14 protein-coding genes are annotated in these 18,979 nt (G+C 71.0%); 7 read left to right on the forward strand and 7 right to left on the reverse strand.

From position 1 onward, the window contains the following. Position 1: 1 nt before the first annotated feature. Positions 2-1,336 carry a TolC family protein gene (locus tag D7W82_RS01525; protein ID WP_158617555.1) on the reverse strand — a complete coding sequence of 445 codons (1,335 nt, stop codon included), beginning with the start codon at positions 1,334-1,336 and terminating at the stop codon, positions 2-4. A gap of 310 nt (positions 1,337-1,646) precedes the next feature. Between D7W82_RS01525 and nhaR the strand changes: the two genes are divergently transcribed. Next, positions 1,647-2,552, forward strand: coding sequence for a transcriptional activator NhaR (gene nhaR, locus D7W82_RS01530; RefSeq protein WP_120616605.1), 906 nt, complete (start codon positions 1,647-1,649; stop codon positions 2,550-2,552). Positions 2,553-2,703: 151 nt separating this feature from the next. Continuing rightward, the gene (locus tag D7W82_RS01535; protein WP_120616606.1) at positions 2,704-3,552 is read left to right on the forward strand and encodes a DUF1206 domain-containing protein; all 849 of its coding nucleotides are present in this window, start codon (positions 2,704-2,706) and stop codon (positions 3,550-3,552) included. Here D7W82_RS01535 and D7W82_RS01540 read toward each other — a convergent pair. The 5 genes from D7W82_RS01540 to D7W82_RS01560 all read right to left on the reverse strand — a co-directional run bounded on the left by D7W82_RS01540 (position 3,549) and on the right by D7W82_RS01560 (position 9,774). After that, positions 3,549-4,988: a glutamine synthetase family protein gene (locus tag D7W82_RS01540; RefSeq protein ID WP_120616607.1), complete on the reverse strand. Its 1,440-nt coding sequence runs from the start codon at positions 4,986-4,988 to the stop codon at positions 3,549-3,551. The two genes, D7W82_RS01535 and D7W82_RS01540, sit on opposite strands and share 4 nt — an antisense overlap. 241 nt (positions 4,989-5,229) lie before the next feature. Then, on the reverse strand, positions 5,230-6,489 hold the full coding sequence (locus tag D7W82_RS01545) for a C39 family peptidase (RefSeq protein ID WP_120616608.1): 1,260 nt from the start codon (positions 6,487-6,489) through the stop codon (positions 5,230-5,232). 206 nt (positions 6,490-6,695) lie between these two features. Then, positions 6,696-8,027: a ferritin-like domain-containing protein gene (locus tag D7W82_RS01550; protein WP_120616609.1), complete on the reverse strand. Its 1,332-nt coding sequence runs from the start codon at positions 8,025-8,027 to the stop codon at positions 6,696-6,698. 130 nt (positions 8,028-8,157) lie between these two features. Next, complete coding sequence (locus D7W82_RS01555) at positions 8,158-8,841, reverse strand: hypothetical protein (RefSeq protein ID WP_120616610.1); 684 nt, start codon at positions 8,839-8,841, stop codon at positions 8,158-8,160. A 132-nt stretch (positions 8,842-8,973) separates the two neighbouring features. Continuing rightward, positions 8,974-9,774 carry a TetR/AcrR family transcriptional regulator C-terminal domain-containing protein gene (locus D7W82_RS01560; RefSeq protein ID WP_120616611.1) on the reverse strand — a complete coding sequence of 267 codons (801 nt, stop codon included), beginning with the start codon at positions 9,772-9,774 and terminating at the stop codon, positions 8,974-8,976. A gap of 93 nt (positions 9,775-9,867) precedes the next feature. Between D7W82_RS01560 and D7W82_RS01565 the strand changes: the two genes are divergently transcribed. The 5 genes from D7W82_RS01565 to D7W82_RS01585 all read left to right on the forward strand — a co-directional run bounded on the left by D7W82_RS01565 (position 9,868) and on the right by D7W82_RS01585 (position 17,854). After that, on the forward strand, positions 9,868-10,269 hold the full coding sequence (locus tag D7W82_RS01565; RefSeq protein WP_120616612.1) for a VOC family protein: 402 nt from the start codon (positions 9,868-9,870) through the stop codon (positions 10,267-10,269). Between the two features lie 104 nt (positions 10,270-10,373). Beyond that, a complete protein-coding gene (locus D7W82_RS01570; protein ID WP_120562601.1) occupies positions 10,374-11,459 on the forward strand; it encodes an AAA family ATPase in 1,086 nt (361 codons plus the stop codon). After that, on the forward strand, positions 11,459-13,771 hold the full coding sequence (locus D7W82_RS01575) for a DUF5682 family protein (protein WP_120616613.1): 2,313 nt from the start codon (positions 11,459-11,461) through the stop codon (positions 13,769-13,771). Before D7W82_RS01570 ends, D7W82_RS01575 begins: the two co-directional genes overlap by 1 nt. After that, complete coding sequence (locus D7W82_RS01580) at positions 13,768-14,985, forward strand: VWA domain-containing protein (protein WP_120616614.1); 1,218 nt, start codon at positions 13,768-13,770, stop codon at positions 14,983-14,985. Before D7W82_RS01575 ends, D7W82_RS01580 begins: the two co-directional genes overlap by 4 nt. Beyond that, a complete protein-coding gene (locus D7W82_RS01585) occupies positions 14,978-17,854 on the forward strand; it encodes a HEAT repeat domain-containing protein (RefSeq protein WP_120616615.1) in 2,877 nt (958 codons plus the stop codon). The genes D7W82_RS01580 and D7W82_RS01585 overlap by 8 nt, the downstream gene beginning before the upstream one ends. Before the next feature lie 3 nt (positions 17,855-17,857). Here the strand turns inward: D7W82_RS01585 and D7W82_RS01590 are convergent, their stop codons facing one another. Further along, entirely contained in the window at positions 17,858-18,892 is a 1,035-nt protein-coding gene (locus D7W82_RS01590) for a linear amide C-N hydrolase (RefSeq protein WP_120616616.1), read from the reverse strand. Between the last annotated feature and the right edge of the window lie 87 nt (positions 18,893-18,979).

Genomic DNA, 18,979 nt, shown 5'->3' on the forward strand with positions numbered 1-18,979 from the left:
CTCAGTTCCCCTCCGGCGCGGCCCCGGCGACCGGCAGCGCCAGCGCGGCGCGCAGCGTCGCCGTGACCTTGAAGTACTCCGAGAGCGCATCCACCTCGCGCACCTGGGCCTCGGCGGCCGTCTGCTCGCGCAGGTTCACGATGAGCAGGCTGCTGTCGCCCTGGAGCAGGCGCGTGCGCTCGCCCACCGCCAGCTCGCGCGCGGCGGCGGCTTCCCGCCGTGCGAGCTGGACCCGCGAGCGGGACGCGTCCAGGGCCGCGCGCGCGTCCCCCACCTCCACGGCGGCCCGCTCGCGCTGCAGCCGCAGCTGGGCCTCCGCGCGGGCCACGGCCGCGCGCGCGCTGCCGTCGCGTCCCTGGGCCACCCGGTTGAGCACGGGCACCTCCAGCACCACGCCCATCTCCAGCTCCGTCTTGCGCAGCCTGGCCGGGCCCGAGCCCAGGTCCTGCGCGGCCGCGACCGTCACGTCGATGAGGGGCGCCTGCTGGTTGGCCGCGAAGCGCGCCTCCGTCCGCTGCTGGGCGGCCTGGGCCTCCAGCCGCGACACGTCCGGGCGCCGCTCCAGCACGTCGTCGAGCGGCTCGGTGGCGGGGGGCGGCGCGTCGATGGAAGGGAAGCCCCCGGGCAGCTGCTCCGGGCGCAGGGGCACCGGCCGGCCGTCCGCGTCGCGAAGGTACAGCGCCAGCTCCAGCGCCGCCTGCGTCAACAGCCGCTCCGCCGCCACCACCTGCGACTCGCGCTGCGCGAGCGCCCGCTGGTTGTCCGTCAGCTCGAAGGCCGCCAGGTCCCCCTTGCGCACGCGCTGCGCCAGCTGCGCGTCGCGCACGCGCGCGAACTCCAGCAGCTCCACGGCGATGGCCCGGCGGCGTCCGGCCGCGACCCAGTCCCAGTAGCGGTGGGCCGCCTGCCGCGAGGACTCGAGCACGGCCTGCCGCACGGACAGCTCCGCCGCGGTGCGCCCCAGCCGCGCCCGCTCCAGCGTGGCCCGGCGCCGGTCCACCGGGCCGTTGCGCCACAGCGGCACCGTCACCCCGGCGCGCAGCTCGCCCGCGCTCAGCGTCTCCAGGTTGCCGTAGTACGGCGGGATCTCCCCGTCGCCCCGGCGCCAGCCGCCGAAGACGGTGGCCCCGTGGTAGGGCGTGGGCTGCTGCACCAGCGCCTCCAGCCGTGAATACGTATAGGGCCCCAGGGGGAAGGCCGCGGCGCGCGCCTTGAGCTCCGGGTCGAAGCCACCCTGCGCGGCGAGCAGCTCCATGCGCGCGGACTCCGCGTCCTGCCGGGCCGCCTCGATGAGGGGGAAGTGCGTCGCGGTGGAGTCGAGCACCTCCTCCAGCATCAGCGGCCTCGGGGGCGGCGCACCCTGTGCGCGCGCCCGGGGACTCCACGACGCCAATGCCAGCCCACACAGCGCGGCCGCGCACGGGACGCGCCAGGGCCTGACGGCGCGAAGCGCTTCGCGCCCATCGCTCCCCGGCTCCGGGGAAGGTTGCCTGCCGGCACCGTGCATGGACTTCCTCCTTGCGCGCGGACGAGAGAGGCAGAGGGCTCCCTTCATCGTGCGGTCCCAAAACCTAAAGAAGCGCCGAAATATCGGCAAATAGGTAATTGGTGAGATGTCTCATCGGGGAAGCCGATACGATGGGGCGATGGATTGGCTCAATTACCACCACTTGCTGTACTTCTGGACGGTCGCGCGCGAGGGCGGCGTCGTGGCGGCGGCGCGCAAGCTGCGGCTCAGCCAGCCCACGGTGACGGGGCAGGTGCGGGCGCTGGAGCAGTCCCTGGGGGAGAAGCTGTTCGAGCGCGTCGGCCGCAAGCTCGTGCTCACGGAGGTGGGCCGCTACGTCTACCGCTACGCGGATGAAATCTTCGCGCTGGGCAACGAACTGCAGAACGGGCTGAAGGGGCTGCCCACGGCGCGCCCGCGCAAGCTGCTGGTGGGCGTGGCGGAGGAGATGCCGAAGCTCATCGCGCACCGCCTGCTGGAGCCCGCGATGCGCATGGCCGACGACGTGCAACTCATCTGCACGGAGGACCGGACGGAGAAGCTGCTGAGTGACCTGTCCCAGCACGCGCTGGACCTCGTGCTGTCGGGCTCGCCCGTGCCGCCCGCGTCCGGCATCCGCGCCTACAACCACCTGCTGGGCGAGTGCGGCACGACGCTGTTCGCGACCGCGAGGCTCGCATCGTCGTTGCGCCGCGGCTTCCCGGAGTCGCTGGACGGGGCCCCCTTCCTGGTGCTGGCGGAGGTCGCGCCGTCGCGCCGCTCGCTCATGCAGTGGCTGGACGCCCGGGGGGTGCGCCCCCGCGTGAGGGGCGAGTTCCAGGACAGCGCGCTGATGAAGGCCTTCGGCCAGGCGGGGGAGGGCGTGTTCCCGGGCCCCTCCGTCATCGAGGCGGAGCTCTGCGCCCAGTATGACGTGGAGGTGGTGGGGCGCGTGGACGCGGTGCGAGAGCACTTCTACGCCCTGACCGTCGAGCGGCGGCTGCGGCACCCCGCGGCGGTGGCCATCTCGAACGCGGCGCGCACGCAGCTGTTCCGGCAGTCGTGAGGTCCTGGCGCGGCGGCCGGCGAAAGCAGCCAGCCGGCCGGGCCCCCTGTTCCCCGCCCGGATGGGAACCGGGGGGAGCACCTTGCGCCCGTCCGCGCCGCCGGATGCGCACCCTGTCCTTCGGTCTGGAAGGACGGGAGGAGCACACCGCATGGCGACGATGGACGTGATGCGTGGGCCGGGCATGGACCGGCTGTCGCGCGGCGCGAAGGAAGCCGCGAACCACCCTTGGGCGAAGAAGCTCGGCCGCATGGGCTACGCGGCCAAGGGCTGCGTCTACGCCATCATCGGCGTGCTCGCGCTGAAGCTCGCGGCGGGCGAGGGCGGACGCGCCACCGACAGTCACGGCGCTGTCGCCACCGTGGCGCATGGGCCCTTCGGCATCGTGCTCCTGTCGCTGCTGGCGGTGGGGCTCGCCGGCTACGTCATCTGGAGATTCGCGCAGGCGTTCGCGGACACGGAGGACAAGGGCTCGGACGCGAAGGGGATCGCCGCGCGCGCCATGTACTTCATCAGCGGCGTCATCTACGGCTCGCTGGCGCTGTTCGCCGTGAAGACCGTGGTGGGCGCGTCACAGGGGAAGGGCAAGGGCACCCAGGGCTGGACGGCGACGCTGATGGAGCAGCCCTTCGGCCGCGTCCTGGTGGTGCTGGTGGGGCTGGGCATCATCGGCTTCGCGCTGAAGCAGTTCCACGCGGCCTGGAAGGCGAAGTTCCGGGAGAAGCTCTCGCTCACGGGTCTGGCGGCGGCGCATCAATCCCGGGTCGAGCGCGTGTGCCAGTTCGGCATCGCCGCGCGGGGCGTGGTGTTCACCGTCATCGGCGGCTTCCTGGTGCTCGCGGGCGTGGACGCGAACCCGGGTGAGGCCAAGGGCCTGGGAGAGGCCCTGGCCGTCGTCGCCCGCCAACCCGCGGGCGACGTGCTCCTGGGAGTGGTGGCGGCGGGCCTGGTGGCCTACGCCGCCTACCTGTTCCTCCAGGCGCGCTACCGCGAACTCTAGAAGAGGTTCCAGAGGTACTGGTTCGTCACCTCGTGGTGGAACTGGATCTCCGCGTCCTTCACGCGGTTGCCCAGCTGCTTGGGGCAGCGGTCCGCGGAGGCCACCTTCAGCTCCGCGTACTTGCCCTGCACCTGCTCACCCAGCGTCTGCGCGATGAACTGGCTGCCCTTGAAGAAGCGCACCGCGTCGTAGATGTTGTCCGGCAGGAAGCGCGTGCGGCTGCGCTTGGTCTCCGCGTCCTCCTGCGGCTGCGGGCCCTCCAGGCCGGTCTTCAAGAGCGTGAAGAGCACCATGTACGGGTTCGCGTCCGGCGCCACGGAGCGGCACTCGACGCGCGCGCTGCGCTCGTTGCCGAACGGGATGCGCACCATGGCGCCGCGGTTGTTCGCGGAGGCCTTGATCTGGTTGGGCGCCTCGTAGTGCGGATCCAACCGGCGGTACGAGTTCACGCTGGAGTTGAGCACCAGGCAGATGTCGTTCGCGTTGTTCAGGATCCGGTCGATGAACTCCCAGCCCATGGCCGACAGGCCGTCCTGACCGCCCTTGTCGTAGAACAGGTTCTTGTTGTTCTTCGACAGCGACATGTTGATGTGCATGCCGTTGCCGTTCACGCCCGTGACGGGCTTGGGCAGGAAGCTGGCCGTCAGCCCCTGCTGCGCGGCCACCTGACGGCAGAGCAGCTTGTAGAGCTGGATCTGGTCGGCGGCGACCAGCGCCTCGCTGTAGGAGAAGTTCATCTCGAACTGCGAGGGCGCCACCTCCGGGTGGTCCTTCTCGTTCTCGAAGCCCATGGCGCGCTGCGCTTCCGCCGCCTTGTCGATGAAGGCGCGCAGCCCGTCGCCCGGCAGCGCGTGGTAGTAGCCGCCGATGGAGATGAACTCGAACTTGCCCTCTTCGTGGTAGTGGCGCTCGGCGTCACGGTTCTTGAAGAGGAAGCCTTCGATCTCCGGCGCCGCGTGGAACACGGTGCCGTCCTTCTGGAACAGCTGCTCGGTGGCGCGCTTGAGCTGCCCGCGCATGTCCGAGGGGTACGGCGTGCCGTCGCGCTCCAGCACCTCGCAGAACGCCAGCACCTTGCCGGGGCCGAAGATGTCGGACGGCAGCCAGTAGAACGCGCTCCAGTCCACGTTCAGGCGCAGGTCGCTCTCCGCCTGCGCGGAGAAGCCGCGGATGGAGGAGCCGTCGAAGGTGAGGTTGTCCGCGCTCTTGAGGAGGAACTTCTTGTCGTAGTCCAGCATGTGCAGCCGGCCTTCCAGGTCGGTGAAGCACACGGTGACGGCCTTGATGCGCTTCTCGTCCGTCAGGTACTTGATCCGCTCCTCGCGAACCTTGTCCGGCGACTCGCGCTTGATGCGCTGGCTCTTCACCTTGAGGTTGAGCTCCTCCAGCTCGTCGTAGGGAATCTCCAGGAAGTCCCGCAGCGGCTTCTGCTCCATGGTCCTGCCTCCAGGCGTGTCCCCGGTTCCGGAATACCGGCGGAGACATCAAAAGCACGGGCGCAGGTATTTACATTCCGCGACCCGAAATCAAGCCTAATTTCGGCGGACTGAAGGCTAAAGCGCGTGTCAGGTCGTGCACGGACGCTCGAACGTCAAGGGACGGGGTGTCTGACGCCCCGGCCAGTGGACACTGCGCGCCGCGCTGCTTTGGCCGCGTGTCCGCATTTGGACGCGCGGGCTACGGCAGGGGGACGAGCCCCTGCTCGGGCAGGGCGGTTCCGGCGGGCCACAGCACGTACGCGGCGCCCCGGGAGTGCTGCCAGGCGCGCCACAGCTCGGCGCGGGGGTAGGTGGTGTGGGTGGTCTCGTTGGAGCCGAAAGCAGGGTCGTTGACCACGACGTCGCCGGTGTCGGTGAAGCCCTTCACGACGATGAGGTGGCCGTCGGTGCGGCGGGAGGCGCCGCCGGGGAGCTCGCCGGGTTCGTAGGCGATGCTGATGCTGACGGGGATGCCGGCGGCGACGAGTCGCTCCACGGGGGCGAACGAGTCGAAGCGGGCGACGAGTCCGTGCAGGGCGCCGTTGGACATGCTGGAGGCGTAGGCGGTGTTGAAGGCCCAGTTGCCGGTGCCCTTGTAGACCCAGTCATAGGTGTGGGCGGCGGCGGTGGGCACGGGGTGTTCCAGGTCCGCGCGGCCCAGCTTCCGGCTCCAGTAGCCGAGCAGCATGGTGGTGGACGTGGGGGAGCACCAGACCTCGCCGCCGTCGGGGTAGATCATCTGCGAGTAGCCCGGCACGTCGAGCACGGTGCCCCACCCGGTGCGGTCCGACGTGGCGTCCTGGGGCTTGAGGCGCGTGTCGGTGACGGCGGCGGCGAGCGCCCGGACGCGGGGGCTGATGTCCGCGCGTTCAGAGAAGAGGTGGACGGTGACGCGCAGGGCGTCCGCTCGGCGCTTGAGGTTGAGGGTGTCGGTGAGGACGTTGCCGTCGGCGTCGCCCTGGCCGTCCACGCTGTGGCGCGCGACGGTGGTGGTGTCGAAGGCCCAGACGCCCAGCTCGTAGTCCTTGGTCCAGGTGCCTTCGATGCGGGCGGAGACGGTGAGCTTCACCCAGGTGCCGGGCGGCGTCTGGGCGTCGAAGGAGGGCACCACGCTGTCGAAGCCGCCGGGGACGGACTGGACCTCGGAGGTGGCGGTGCCGAAGCGGAAGGTGCCGCCATTGTAGAAGCTGCCGCCGTCGAGCCAGCCGCCCGAGGGGAACGGGTCGGTGCCGTCCTTCGCGGTGGAGGGGTCCAGCTCCAGCGCGCCGTCGGCGGTGACGCGAGTGCCGTCGCGGGAGAAGCGCGCCAGGTCGCCTGACACGGACGTCTTCTGCCACAGGCGCGCGGGCGAGCCGGCCTCTTGGGGTGCATCCGAGGACGGTGACGGCGGCGAGGAGGCGCAGGCCCAGATGCAGGTGGCCAGCAGGACGGCGGAGAGGACGCGAGCGCGGGCGTTCACGCGCGGGATTCTCTCAAGGGCAGGCGTGCCGCCTCAAGGCGGATTCCTGGAAAGTCCAGCCGGGCGGACAGATGCGGGTCCAGGGGATGGAATGTCAGACGCGGTTGCTAGGGCACCGTGCGCGAACACTTCCGCATGGCCCGGGAGCGGGCCATGCGGCGGAAGAAGCCAGGGCAGAGCCTCAGAGACTCATGAGAAGACGCGGCTCACGCCCAGAGGTCCTGCTCCAGCGTGTCCAGCAGCGCCAACGCCGCCTCCGGCGTGGGCATGCCCGCCATCGTGATGACGCTCGCGTCGAGCGGCGCCGCGACGTCCTCGCGCAAGGCCGCCACCGCGCGCTTCTGGGCCTCACGCAGCGCCTGACGCTCCTCCGCGGACAGGCGTGGCCGGGCCCACTGGTCGATGTCCCATGACAGCGCCGCGTGCCGCGTCTCGTCCTCCGCGATGCGGACCATGGCCTCGCGCACCTCCAGGTCGCGTGCGTGCAGCGCCTGATGGTGCGCGAGCAGCGCGCCGTACGTCTCTCGCACGCAGCCCTCCACGGCGTTCTCCATCGCCACGTCCATCAGGGAGCGCGGCGGAAGCTCCTCCACCACCGGACGCTGGGGCGTGCCTCCGAAGCGGCGCGCGAGCCGGTCCGTCACCTGGGCGTGCTGGACCTCCTCCATGGCGCTCCTGCGCGCCGCGTCCTGGAGCCCCACGTCCGCGCCGTGCAACGCCAGTTCATCCCGCAGCCGCAGGAACGCGTGCACCGACGCGGCCTCCAGATGCGCCGCGTTCGCGAAGTAGCGGCCCAGGGCCTCCGGGCTCTCGCAGGCCTCCGCGACCTGGAGCCCCACCGGCCGCCGGCCGATGTTGCAGTTGGGGTCGCCCTTCTCCAGGACGCGCTGCTCCTGCTCCTGGAGCTCGCCGGAAGCGGAGACCCGCACCACGTGCTGCGTCAGCTCCGTGCCCGGCCCGCAGGCGTAGCCCTTCGTCCCGATGACGTTGAAGCTGCCATCCTCGTTCTTCTTCACCGCCCCGTACTTCTTGTCCCCGCAGAGCAGGGAGTAGCCGGACGCGAAGGTCTTGAGCACCGCCTCCTGCTCCGTGTCGATGGTGCCCAGCACCTGCTGGAGCTCCTCCAACGTCGAGTGCGTCTTCACCTCGTTGCCCAGGGTCGTCACCAGGAAGGCCTCGCTGCAGAAGTCCACGCAGACGTGGTGGAAGCCGGCGGTGACGTTCGCGTTCTCCAGCGCGGCCGTGCACGCGGGGACGTCCGTGGCCGTCGCGCAGGGCTCGCCGGACGAACTCACGTTGACGTAGGAGACGGGCGGCTGGCCTCCGTTGGAGTTGATGTAGCGCAGCTGCACGAAGTCCGGCTCCGGCGTCAGCGTCAGGTCACTCACGGCCAGACCCTGAACCGAGCACGCGACCTCCGAGTAGTCCTTCAGGTCCACGCTGCCCTCCGTGCCGTCACAGCCCGCCAGCACCAGCGGTGTGGCGAGCGAGGCGTGCAGGGCCCGCGAGAAGAGACGGCGCAGTCGATGGATGTTCAAGGGAGGCTCCTGGAAGGGAAGTGTGTCCGGGACCCTGAGCAATGCGGATGCCAGGGCGTCTTCCCTGGGAAGCTCCCCTGGGAAGGCCGGAATGGACTCGGAAAGTTGAGGGGGACAGGACCCGGGCGCCTTACCGGCCGTCGGGGCAGACCGAGTCTCCCTCCTCCAGGACGCGCGTCTCCAGCTTCTGGACCGTACCGGACGCGGTCACCTTCAGCACGTACTGCGTCAGGTTCGTGCCCGGTCCGCAAGCGTAGCCATTCGTCCCGATGACATTGAAGCTCCCATCCGCGTTCTTCTTCACCGCGCCCTGCTCCTTGGTCCCGCAGACGAAGGAGTAGCTGGAGGCGAAGGCCTGGAGCACCGCCTCCTGTTCCGTGTCGATGGTGCCCAGCAGTTGCTGGAGCTCCGCCTGCGACGAATACGTCTTCACCTCGTCACCCAGGGTCGTCACCAGGAAGTGCTGGCGGCATTCGCCCGTGCAGTCGTAGTGGAAGCCGGAGGTGACGGTCGCGTCCTCCAGTGCGGTCTCACACGCGGTGACGTCGGTGGCCGTCGCGCAGGGCTGGCCAGAGGAACTCACGCTGACTGAGGGGGAGCGCGTCGGGTCTCCAAGGGGGTCGGGGTCGAAGGAGCGCAGCTGCACGAAGTCCGGTGCCGGCGTCAGCTTCAGGTCGCTGACGGAGATGCCCAGACCCGTGCACGCGATCTCCGAGTAGCCCGTCAGGTCCACGCTGCCTTCCGGTCCACCACAGCCCGCCAGCATCAGGGGCAGGGCCCGCGAGAAGAGACGGCGCAGTCGATGGATGTTCATGGACAACTCCCAGGCATGGTGTGTGTCCGGGCGGCAAAGCAATGCGGATGCCAGGGCCGCTTCCCTGTGAAGCCCCCCTTCCACGCTGCTCGGAAAGCTGAGAAGGACTTGGAAAGTTGAGGGGGGCGAGGCCTAGGCGCCGTGCTTCCGGGCCCGGCCCCGAGGCGCGCGCGGCCGTTCGATGAGCACGGCCAGCCCGTCCAGGATGCGCTCCAGGCCAAAGGCATACGCATGGTCCGGGTCGTACGCGGCGCCATGGGCCTTGCCCGCGGCGGAGCCCACCCGGGACGCGATGGGGTAGCGCTCCGGGTCGGACATGCGCGCGAGCAGGGACGCGTTCGCCTCCCACCAGGCCCCATCACTCATCTGGGACTCGAGCCGCGCGGCGCGCTGGTCCAGGGCCGCCCGGGCGGAGGACTCCACGAAGCCCAGCACGAATGTCAACGCCGCGTCCTGCGCCACGTCATCCAGACCCACGCCTTCGAGCGCCTGGAGCTCGTACTCGTACTTGGCCAGCTGGCCCGGACCCAGGGGTGGGCGCGTGGTGGACACGTTGGCGAGCCAGGGGTGCCGGGTGAACAGGGCCCGGTTGTCGTGGGCCACGGCCTCCAGCCGCGAGCGCCAGTCCCGGGCCTTCGGCTTGCGCCGGGCCATGCCCGCGTAGAGGGTGTCGAGCATCACGTCGATGAGCTCCGCGCGCCCGGGCACATAGGTGTAGAGCGCCATGGGCGCGATGCCGAGCCTCCCCGCGAGCGCCCGCATCGTCACCGCGTCCAGCCCCTCCTCGTCCGCCAGCGCCACCGCCGCTTCGACGACGGCGGTGACGGTGAGCGCCTGCTTCGGACCCCGCTTGCCCTGGGCGGGGAGGGAGTCCCGCCACAGCAGCTCCAGCGTCCGGGTGGGGTCTCCCATGCTGCTGCGATGCGATGCCATGCGCCGGATTCTTCCAACGCCGCGCCCTTGACGTGCAACTGCGTACGTCGTACGTAGATTGGGTCATTTGGAAACCGTGGGGAGGAGCCGTTCATGCGCGTCACCGCTTCCGCCGTGTCCCTGAATGTCGATGACGTGGAGGCCTCTGCCTCCTTCCTGAAGCGCCACTTCGGCTTCACGGAGGCGATGGCCGCGGACGGCTTCGTGTCCCTGTCCCGGCCCGACGTGGGCTTCAACGTCATCTACCTGCGCACGGGCCTGAAGTCGCTCAAACCGGAGTCCCTGAAGACGCGCCGGGCGGACGGGCTCATCGTCGCGTTCGTCGTGGACGACATCGACGCGGAGTACGCACGCATCCAGGCGGAGGGCGTGAAGGTCCTGACGCCCATCGAGACGGAGGCCTGGGGCGAGCGCTACTTCCAGGTCGCCGACGCGAACGGCGTCATCGTCCAGCTCGTCCAGTGGATGCACACGCCGGGCACCACGGCGTCCTGAGCTCCAGGCTCCCAGGCAGGTCGTCTGTCCCTGGCTCTGGCTCCGACTTGTGAGGCATCCGAAGCGTTTGCCGGATGTCAGACCCAGTGGATAGCGTGCAGCTCATGCCGGACATCCGCCTGCCTGCCGAAGCGAAGTACAAGAACGAGCTGGACGCACTCGCCGCGCATGACGACAAGCCCCGCCCACCGGGTTGGGCGCTGTCGCCTCGCGCCGTGGAGACGTACATCCTGGGCAGCCCCAAGCCCGTGGGGGGCGTGACCATCACGCCCAAGTACGTGGGCGACAAGGGGCTCATCCAGGTGTGCATCGCCACGCTCGCGTCGGACCGCGCGCTGATGCTCGTGGGCGAGCCGGGCACCGCGAAGAGCTGGCTGTCCGAGCACCTCTCCGCGGCCGTCAGCGGCACGTCCGCGCTCGTCGTCCAGGGTACGGCGGGGACCAGCGAGGACCACATCAAGTACTCGTGGAACTACGCGCTGCTGCTCGCGCAGGGGCCCACGCCGGAAGCGCTGGTGCCGTCGCCCATCCTTCGCGCCATGCGCACGGGCAAGTTCGCCCGCTTCGAGGAAGTCACGCGCACGTCGCCGGAGATTCAGGACTCGCTCATCTCCATCCTGTCGGAGAAGCAGGTGTCGGTGCCGGAGCTGGGAGAGGTGACGAGCGCGCAGCGCGGCTTCAACCTCATCGCCACCGCGAACACGCGCGACCGGGGCGTCAACGAGATGAGCGCCGCGCTCAAGCGCCGCTTCAACTTCGTCACCGTGCCGGTGGTGGAGGACCTGGAGCAGGAGATCCAAATCGTCACCAAGCGCGAGGCGGAGCTGCGCACGGACTACCAGGTGGGCGTGCCGCCGCCGGAGGAGCTGTCGCGCGTGCTGCTGACGCTCTTCCACGAGCTGCGCAAGGGCGTGACGAAGGACGGCAAGACGAAGGTGCGCACGCCGGGCGCGGTGCTGTCCACGGCGGAGGCCATCAGCGTGCTGTTCAACAGCTCCATCCTCGCGCAGCAGTTCGGCTCCGGGACGGTGACGTCGCAGGAGCTGGCGGCGTCGCTGGTGGGCGCGGTGGTGAAGGAGCAGGAGGACGACGTGAAGGCGCTGCGCGAGTACATGGAGACGGTGGCCAAGGGGCGCACGGGCCCGTGGAAGGAGCTGTACACCGCGAGCAAGAAGCTCTTGAGGGGCTGATGGACCTGGCACTGCTCTCCCGGGTGCAGCACTTCCCGGTCCGTCACCACTCGCCGCGCACCACCGCGGTGCTCCTGAAGTGGCTGGAGCGCGTGAAGCCCGCCGTCGTCCTGGTGGAGGGGCCCTGCGACGCGACGGCGCTGGTGGACGTGCTGTGCGACGCGCAGACGCGGCCGCCCGTGGCCATCCTGGGCTACCGCACGGACGGCACCCCGTCCTCGTCGCTGTGGCCCTTCGCGGCGTACTCGCCGGAGTACCAGGCGCTGAAGTGGGCCCGGGCGAACGGCGCGCGGGCGGAGTTCATCGACATCCCGGTGGGCGTCAGCCTCGCGGTGGACCGCCACACGCCCGGGCTGGGCGTGGAGTCGGAGGCCACGGAGGAGGGTGCGCCCGTTCCCGAGGAGGCGGTGCCGCTCACGGAGGCGTTCGCGCGCTCGCAGGGCTTCCGCTCCTTCGAGGAGTTCTGGGAGGCGTCCTTCGAGGCGCCGGACTGGAGCCCGGAGCAGTTCCGGCCGGTGCTCACCGCCTGGGCGGACGTGGTCAACGCGGGCCCCCGGTTGTCCTATCACCGCCAGCGCGACGCCTTCATGGCGCGCAAGGTGCTGGAGGTGGTGGCGGGCGGCGTGGCGCCGGAGAAGGTGGCGGTGGTTGCGGGCGCGGCGCACACTGCGGCGTTCCTCGCGGGGGACGTGGATCCGAAGGAGGAGGCGAAGCTGCCGGAAGCCGGGCCGTGCGCGGTGACGGTGATTCCGTACAGCTTCCCGCGCCTGGCGGAGCAGCTGGGGTACGGCGCGGGCAACCGGGCGCCGCACTTCTACCAGAAGGCCCACGAGGCGAACTGCGACTTCCGGCGGGCCACGCTGGAGGTGCTGCTGGACTTCGCGGCTCACCTGCGGATGCGCGGCTTCTCCGCGTCGCTGTCGGACGTGCTGGAGGCGTACCGGCTGGCGGTGACGCTGTCGGACCTGCGCGAGAAGAGCGCCCCGGGCCTGGACGAGCTGCGCGAGGCCACCGTGGCCACGCTGTGCCGCGGAGACGCGACGCACGTGGACAGCTTCCTTTGGAAGAGCGTCATCGGCCACGAAGTGGGGCAGGTGGCGAGCCGCATCGGGCAGAACTCGCTCCAGGCGGAGTTCTGGCGCGAGGTGGGCGAGCGGCGGCTGCCGCGCACGGACAGCCCGGAGACGTTCACGCTGCGCCTCAACAACCCGGTGGAGGTGGGCTCCTCCGTGTTCCTCCACCGGCTGCGCGTGGCGGGCATCCCGTACGCGTCGCTGTCCGGGACGGGGTCGTCACGCAAGCAGGGCGCGGAAGCGGAGGCCGGCGGCTACGCGGCGCTCACCCGCGTGCGCGAGGCCTGGCAGGCGCAGTGGACGCCGTCCACGGACGTGGCGCTGGTGGAGAAGATTGTGTTGGGTGACTCGCTGGAGGGCGTGACGACGCGCGTGCTCCAGGAGCGGCTGACGCAGGCGAAGACGACGGCGGAGGCGGCGGACGTGCTCCTGGAGTCCGTCATCACCGGCTGCTCCCAGACGGTGGCCCAGGCGCTCAAGGCCTGTGACGCGCACGCGGCCACGGACGCGGACCTGCCATCGCTGGCGAGCGCTGCTAGGGCGCTGTCGGGGTTGATGGCCTATGGCACCTCTCGCGCGCACTCGGCCGTGGGCGACGAGGCGGTGGCGGCCCTGGGGGAGAAGACCTTTGGTCGGGCGCTCCTGCGCGTGCGCGAGGCCAGCGCCTGCGCTCCGGAAGGCGTGCCCTCGGTGCTGGAGGCGCTGCGCACGCTGCACGAGGTGGCGCTGTCCCAGCCGCGCGCGGACAAGGAGGGCTGGCTCGCGGAGGCGCGCGGGTTGATGGAGAGCCACGCGGTGCACCCGGCGACGTCGGGCCTGGCCACGGGCCTGCTGTACCTGGCTCGCGAGCTGCCGGAGGCGGAGGTGGCGCTGGAGGTGGGGCGGCGGCTGTCCGCGGCGGTGGAGCCCTCGGACGCGGCGGCGTACCTGGAGGGCTTCCTGCAGGTGAACGCGCTGGTGCTGGTGAAGAGCCGCGACGTGGTGAAGGCGCTGGATGACTTCCTCACCAGCATGGAGCCGGAGCGCTTCCGGCAGACGCTGCCGGTGCTGCGCCGGGCGCTGGGCGCGCTGGGGGCCACCGAGCGCCGCTACCTGATGGAGAACGTGATGGGCGTGCGCCAGCTGAAGGACAAGGGCCGCGCGGTGAAGGCGGTGCTGGAGGAGAAGGACAAGGCGACGCTGAAGGACCTGAGCGCGGACCTGGGCAAGGCGCTCGACGACCTGGATGACCTGCTATGAGCGTGGACCCCAAGGACCTGGACCCGAAGGACCGCGACGCGCTCCTGCGCTGGCGGCTGGCGCTGGGACCGGAGGCGGAGAAGACGGGCTCGTGCCCTTCCCTGGGCGAGCTGGGCGCCAGCGCGGACACGGTGGACCTCAAGGGCGACGACCTGGAGGGCCTGGATGACGCGCTCTCCTTCGTCTACGGCGAGCGCTCGGCGGGGCGTGGCGGTTCGAAGCCGTACCTGCCCAAGTGGCTGGGCGCGCTGCGCGACTTCTTCCAGGACGACGTCATCGCGCTGGTGCAGAAGGACGCCATCGAGAAGAAGGGGCTCACCCAGCTGCTCTTCGAGCCGGAGACGCTGCCCTTCCTGGACAAGAACCTGGAGCTGGTGACGACGCTGGTGAGCGCCCGGGGGCTCATCCCGGAGCAGGCCAAGGACACCGCGCGCGCCATCATCCGCGAGGTGGTGGAGGACCTGCGCAAGAAGCTGGAGTCCCCGCTGCGCACGGCGGTGCTGGGGGCGCTCCGGCGCGACAGGACGAGCCCCATCCCCATCGCGCGCAACATCGACTGGCGCCGCACCATCCGCTCCAACCTGAAGGGCTGGGACGCGGAGCGAAAGCGCCTCATCCCGGAGCGCTTCTACTTCTGGCCCAACCAGCGCCGTCACCACGAGTGGGACGTGACGCTGGTGGTGGACCAGTCCGGCTCCATGGCGGAGAGCGTGGTGTACAGCTCCGTGATGGCGGCCATCTTCGCGTCGCTGGACGTGCTGAGGACCAGCCTGGTGCTGTTCGACACGGAGATCGTCGACATGACGCCCGTGCTGGCGGACCCGGTGGAGGTGCTCTTCTCCGCGCAGCTGGGCGGCGGCACGGACATCAACCGGGCGGTGGCGTACGCGCAGGAGCACTACGTGCGCCGGCCGGAGAAGACGCTCTTCATCCTCATCACCGACCTGTACGAGGGGGGCAACGCCGAGGAGCTGGTGGCCCGCTTGAGGCAGCTGGTGGACTCACGCTCCAAGGTGCTGTGCCTGCTGGCGCTGTCGGGCAGCGGGCGGCCTTCGTATGACCACGCGATGGCGGAGCAGCTCACCGCGCTGGGGATTCCGTGCTTCGGGTGCACGCCCCGCAAGCTGGTGGACGTGGTGGAGCGGGTGATGCGCAACCAGGACCTGGCGCCGCTGCTCGCGTCCGGCGACAAGAAGGGGGAGCGTCATGGCTGAGGTGCGGCCCGTCATCGGGATGGGCGGAATGACGGAGATCATCAGCGACAAGGCGGAGCTGGCCAAGGGCGCGGAGTTGTTCGACGGCAAGCAGCTCAGCAACCTGTCGCGCTTCGAGAACCGGCTCTTCGCGGACGCGGCGGGCTCCGGGGCGACGCCGTACAAGGTGTCGCTGGTGTTCGGCGAGGCGCGCTCGGACGTGAAGGGGCGGTGCTCGTGCATGGCGGCGCGCTCGCGCCCCTTCTGCAAGCACGCGGCGGCGCTGCTGGTGGCGTGGGCCCGGGCCCCGCAGGCCTTCGTGACGGCGGAGTCGGCCCCGGCCGCGCCCGCGGGCTCTGGCGGCGCGAAGAAGAGCGTGAAGAAGGGCAAGGCGGAAGCCGGCGACCTGATGAAGGCGGGCGTGGCGCAGGTGTCCACGCTGGTGCGCGAGCTGGGCCTGTCCGGCGTGGCGTCGCTGGGCGCGGAGCGGCCGGAGCAGGTGCGCGCGCTGGGGGAAGCGCTCCGGGCCAACGGCCTGCGGCGGTTGTCCGCGCGGGCGGTGGAGCTGGCGGGCCTGCTGGACGCGGCGGCGGCTCGCACGGGCACCTTCGAGGCGCCGGCGTACGCGGACCTGGTGGCGGACATGCTGCTCACCGCGCGCAAGGTGGAGAAGCACCTGGGCGGTGAGGCGCTGGAGCCCCGCCATGTCGAGGAGCTCATCGGCAAGACGTGGACGAAGAAGGACCGCGCGCCCGTCGAGGGGCTCGAACTGGTGGAGTACGCGTTCTCCTCCAAGGTGACGCCGGACCGGTTCATGGTCCGCGAGAGCCGCTTCGTGGACCTGGGGTCGGGCACGCACTACAGCGAGAAGCAGATCCTCCCCGCGAACCTCAAGACGGTGGCGCCGAAGAACAGCCACGCGGGCGCGGTGCTCCAGGGCGCGCACGGCGGACAGTACCCGGGCTTCGCGCCGCACCGGCTGGACCTGGAGTCGTGGAAGGACGCGCCGTCAGTGGACGGGGCGGCGCTGGAGCGGCTGGTGGAGGTGGCGCTGCCGGACGTGGGCGCGGTGATGACGGCCTTCCAGGAGCACCGCAAGGACGTGTTCGCGCCGGACCTGCTGCCGGTGTCCGTGCGGGTGGAGACGCTGCTCGCCAGCGGGGCCCGCTCGCGGTTCGTGGATGGCACGGGGCGCGGACTCTTCCTGCCCGCGGACCCGTCGCTGGAGGAGCCGCTGGCGAGCGCGCTGGAGGACGCGAAGCTCCTGGCGGTGCTGGGGGACGTGGGCCTGGAGGCGGCGCTGCCGACGTTGTTCCCCTCGGCCGTCGTGGTGCGGACGCCGGAAGGGTTGGACCTGCGTCCGCTGACGCGCGCCTCGGACGTGCCCGTGTCGCCCCGGCGGCGCGGCCGGGTCCGGGCCCCCGCGACGCCGAGCGCGCTGCCCCGCAGCGGGTGGGCGGACGCGGCGCGGGCGGCGGGTGCGTCGCGGGCGGCCATCGCGCTCGCGGAGGTGCGCGACGAGCTGGCGGACGCGTTCGCCAGCGGCCTGTCGGCGGTGAGCCCCCGCGCGGTGGAGCCGCTGGTGTCCCGGCTGAAGGAGCTGGGGCTGGAGAAGCCGGGCGCGCTGCTGGAGGCGCTGGCGCAGCGGGCGGATCCGGCGGAGCGGCTGGACGACTTCATCAAGGTGTACCAGGTGCTGGGCATCGCGCTGGTGCGGCTGGCGGGCGCGGTGCAGGTGGACATGGCCGGATTGGAGTCCGTGCCCACGCACCCCAGCATCCACGTGCACCGCCCGGAGGAGGTGCTGAGCCCGGGCACGGCGCTGGTGCGCCGGGCGCTCGGGGAGCTGACGCGCTACGAGGCGGCGGCGCACGCGGCGCGCTACTACGCGGACCTGGGGCCGGACGCGCTGATGCGGGAACTCTACCCGGCGTGGAGCGACGGCTCGGCGAGCGCCTTCGTGGCGCGCGCGGTGGCGGCGCGCGGTGAGGAAGCGCTGGGGGTCGTGCGGGGCGCGCTGAACGAGCGCCACAGCCGCATGGTGCGCCGCACCGCCATCCGCGTGCTGGGCGCGATGGGCGGGGTGCAGGCGCGGCGCGAGCTGGACGCGTTGACGCGCGCGGGGCACGACCTGGGCCTGCGCCTGTTCGCCCGGGAGACGCTGGAGGACGTGCAGGCCCGGGAGGCGGGGGAGAAGGCCGTGGCGGAGCTGGCGCGGCGCCGCAAGGACAAGGCGGTGCCGCTGATGCAGGCGGCGCTGTCCGAGACGACGAAGGACGCGCGCGGGGCGGCCGTGGCCATGCTGGCGGACCTGGGCACCGTGGCGATGCCCGTGCTGCGCCAGGTGCTGAACACGGACCCGGCGCGCGAGGTGCGGCGCGAGGCGGCGGAGGCGCTGGCGCGGATGGGGGACGCGGACGTGCTCGGCCGGTTCGTCGACATGGTGCAGGGCCGCGGCCATGACGACGTGGAGGCCAAGCACGCCGTGTACGCGCTGGGCATGCTGGGCGACGTGCGCGGCGCGGAGGCCCTGCTGCTGGCGTTCGCGGACGGGTGGAAGCCCGGCGTCGTCGCGGAGGCCATGCGCACGCTGGGGCTGGCGATGCTGCGGCCTGCGCTGAACCTGGCGGAGGATCGTCCGGAGCAGTTGGAGCGGCAGGCGCTGCGCGGCCTCTTCGAGGCCTTCGACCCGTCCCTCCTGGCGAAGGAGCTGCTCGCCCGCGTGGTCAGGTCCAGCATGCACGTGGACCTGCTCAAGCGCGCGGAGGCGTACCTCAAGGTCGCGGCCGTGAACCCCGCGGTGGGCAAGGTCGTGGCCGCGCGCCTCATGGAGCTTCCCGCCGTGGCCGGGGACAGGGCCCTGGCCAAGGCGGCGAAGAAGCTCCTGTGACGCTCAGCTCGCCAGCTTCGCGGTGAGGTCGATGCTGGTGGGCGAGGCCGGCACGGGGAAGGGCTTCCCGGCCGCGCCGCTGAAGTCGAGCGTCTTCAGGTTGACCGAGTACACCAGGGGGTTGGCGTAGAAGCGCACGGACAGGGTGAGCGCGACCAGGTCCTTCACGACGACCCACTGCGTGTAGTCCAGCTCGTCCTTGCCCGTCTTGCTCACGGAGCGGCTGGTGCCCGCCGGGATGTCCACCGTGTTGAGCAGGTGGAAGGCGAGCGTGGTGGCGTCCGCCGCCGTGATGAGCGGCTGCGAGTACTGCTTGAGGTACGCGGCGCGCACGAAGCGCGCGGGCGGCGTCGAGTCTCCCGGCAGGCCGCGCATGCCGCTGCCGTGGCCGGCGGGCGCGAACGACCCGGAGCCCAGCTCCGTGGGCTTCGCGTCCCAGGGCGTGAGGTTGGCGTAGCCGCCCAGGTTCTGAAGCTGCTGGGGGAACGGCGGGTCGTTGGTGCACACTCCCACCGGGTTCTCGTAGACGTTGAGCTGCCCGTGGGTGAACTCCACCACGATGCTGTTGCCCTTGGCGTCGTGGATGGGGAAGTGCAGCGGGAGCAGCTTCGCCATCAGGTCACCCTCCCAGACCTGCACGTTGCCGCTCGTCAGCGCGGCCTGCACGTCCGCCACGCTCCCGCACGTGCCCAGCGCCCAGCTCACGAAGTCCACCAGCGCCAGGGCCTGCGACGGCTGGCTCACCTTGGGATAGTTGCTGCCCGGCAGCCACAGCGCGCCTACGGACAGGCCCTGCGTGTTGAGCCCGTCCACGATGATCTTGTCCGTGAGGGCGGTGAGGCCGACGAAGCCGTACGTCGACGTCCACTTCAGGCCGGGCTTGCCGGTGGGGGCCACGGACTGGAAGGACTCACCCGCGGCGTGGACCATCAGCTGCGAGTTCAGCTCCAGCCCGAACTCCATGCTGCGGCCATTGACGGCGATGGGCCCGGAGGCGACGCGGGTGTTGTCGCCGGTGATCAGGAAGTCGGTGCACATGGGCGGTCCTCACGCTGCGTGGAAGCCAATTCCTCCCACGAAGGTGGGCGCGTTCCACGATGCCTGGATGCCATTGCACGTCGCGCA

The sequence above is a fragment of the Corallococcus sp. CA049B genome, assembly GCF_003611685.1.
Taxonomy (GTDB): Bacteria; Myxococcota; Myxococcia; order Myxococcales; family Myxococcaceae; genus Corallococcus; species Corallococcus coralloides.

What these genes read in the sequence shown, in the direction of transcription:
- D7W82_RS01525 (WP_158617555.1), bottom strand. Translation starts at nt 1,336, where the DNA reads ATGCTGGAGGAGGTGCTCGACTCCACCGCGACGCACTTCCCCCTCATC.
- nhaR (WP_120616605.1), top strand. Translation starts at nt 1,647, where the DNA reads ATGGATTGGCTCAATTACCACCACTTGCTGTACTTCTGGACGGTCGCG.
- D7W82_RS01535 (WP_120616606.1), top strand. Translation starts at nt 2,704, where the DNA reads ATGGCGACGATGGACGTGATGCGTGGGCCGGGCATGGACCGGCTGTCG.
- D7W82_RS01540 (WP_120616607.1), bottom strand. Translation starts at nt 4,988, where the DNA reads ATGGAGCAGAAGCCGCTGCGGGACTTCCTGGAGATTCCCTACGACGAG.
- D7W82_RS01555 (WP_120616610.1), bottom strand. Translation starts at nt 8,841, where the DNA reads ATGAACATCCATCGACTGCGCCGTCTCTTCTCGCGGGCCCTGCCCCTG.
- D7W82_RS01560 (WP_120616611.1), bottom strand. Translation starts at nt 9,774, where the DNA reads ATGGCATCGCATCGCAGCAGCATGGGAGACCCCACCCGGACGCTGGAG.
- D7W82_RS01565 (WP_120616612.1), top strand. Translation starts at nt 9,868, where the DNA reads ATGCGCGTCACCGCTTCCGCCGTGTCCCTGAATGTCGATGACGTGGAG.
- D7W82_RS01570 (WP_120562601.1), top strand. Translation starts at nt 10,374, where the DNA reads ATGCCGGACATCCGCCTGCCTGCCGAAGCGAAGTACAAGAACGAGCTG.
- D7W82_RS01575 (WP_120616613.1), top strand. Translation starts at nt 11,459, where the DNA reads ATGGACCTGGCACTGCTCTCCCGGGTGCAGCACTTCCCGGTCCGTCAC.
- D7W82_RS01580 (WP_120616614.1), top strand. Translation starts at nt 13,768, where the DNA reads ATGAGCGTGGACCCCAAGGACCTGGACCCGAAGGACCGCGACGCGCTC.
- D7W82_RS01585 (WP_120616615.1), top strand. Translation starts at nt 14,978, where the DNA reads ATGGCTGAGGTGCGGCCCGTCATCGGGATGGGCGGAATGACGGAGATC.
- D7W82_RS01590 (WP_120616616.1), bottom strand. Translation starts at nt 18,892, where the DNA reads ATGTGCACCGACTTCCTGATCACCGGCGACAACACCCGCGTCGCCTCC.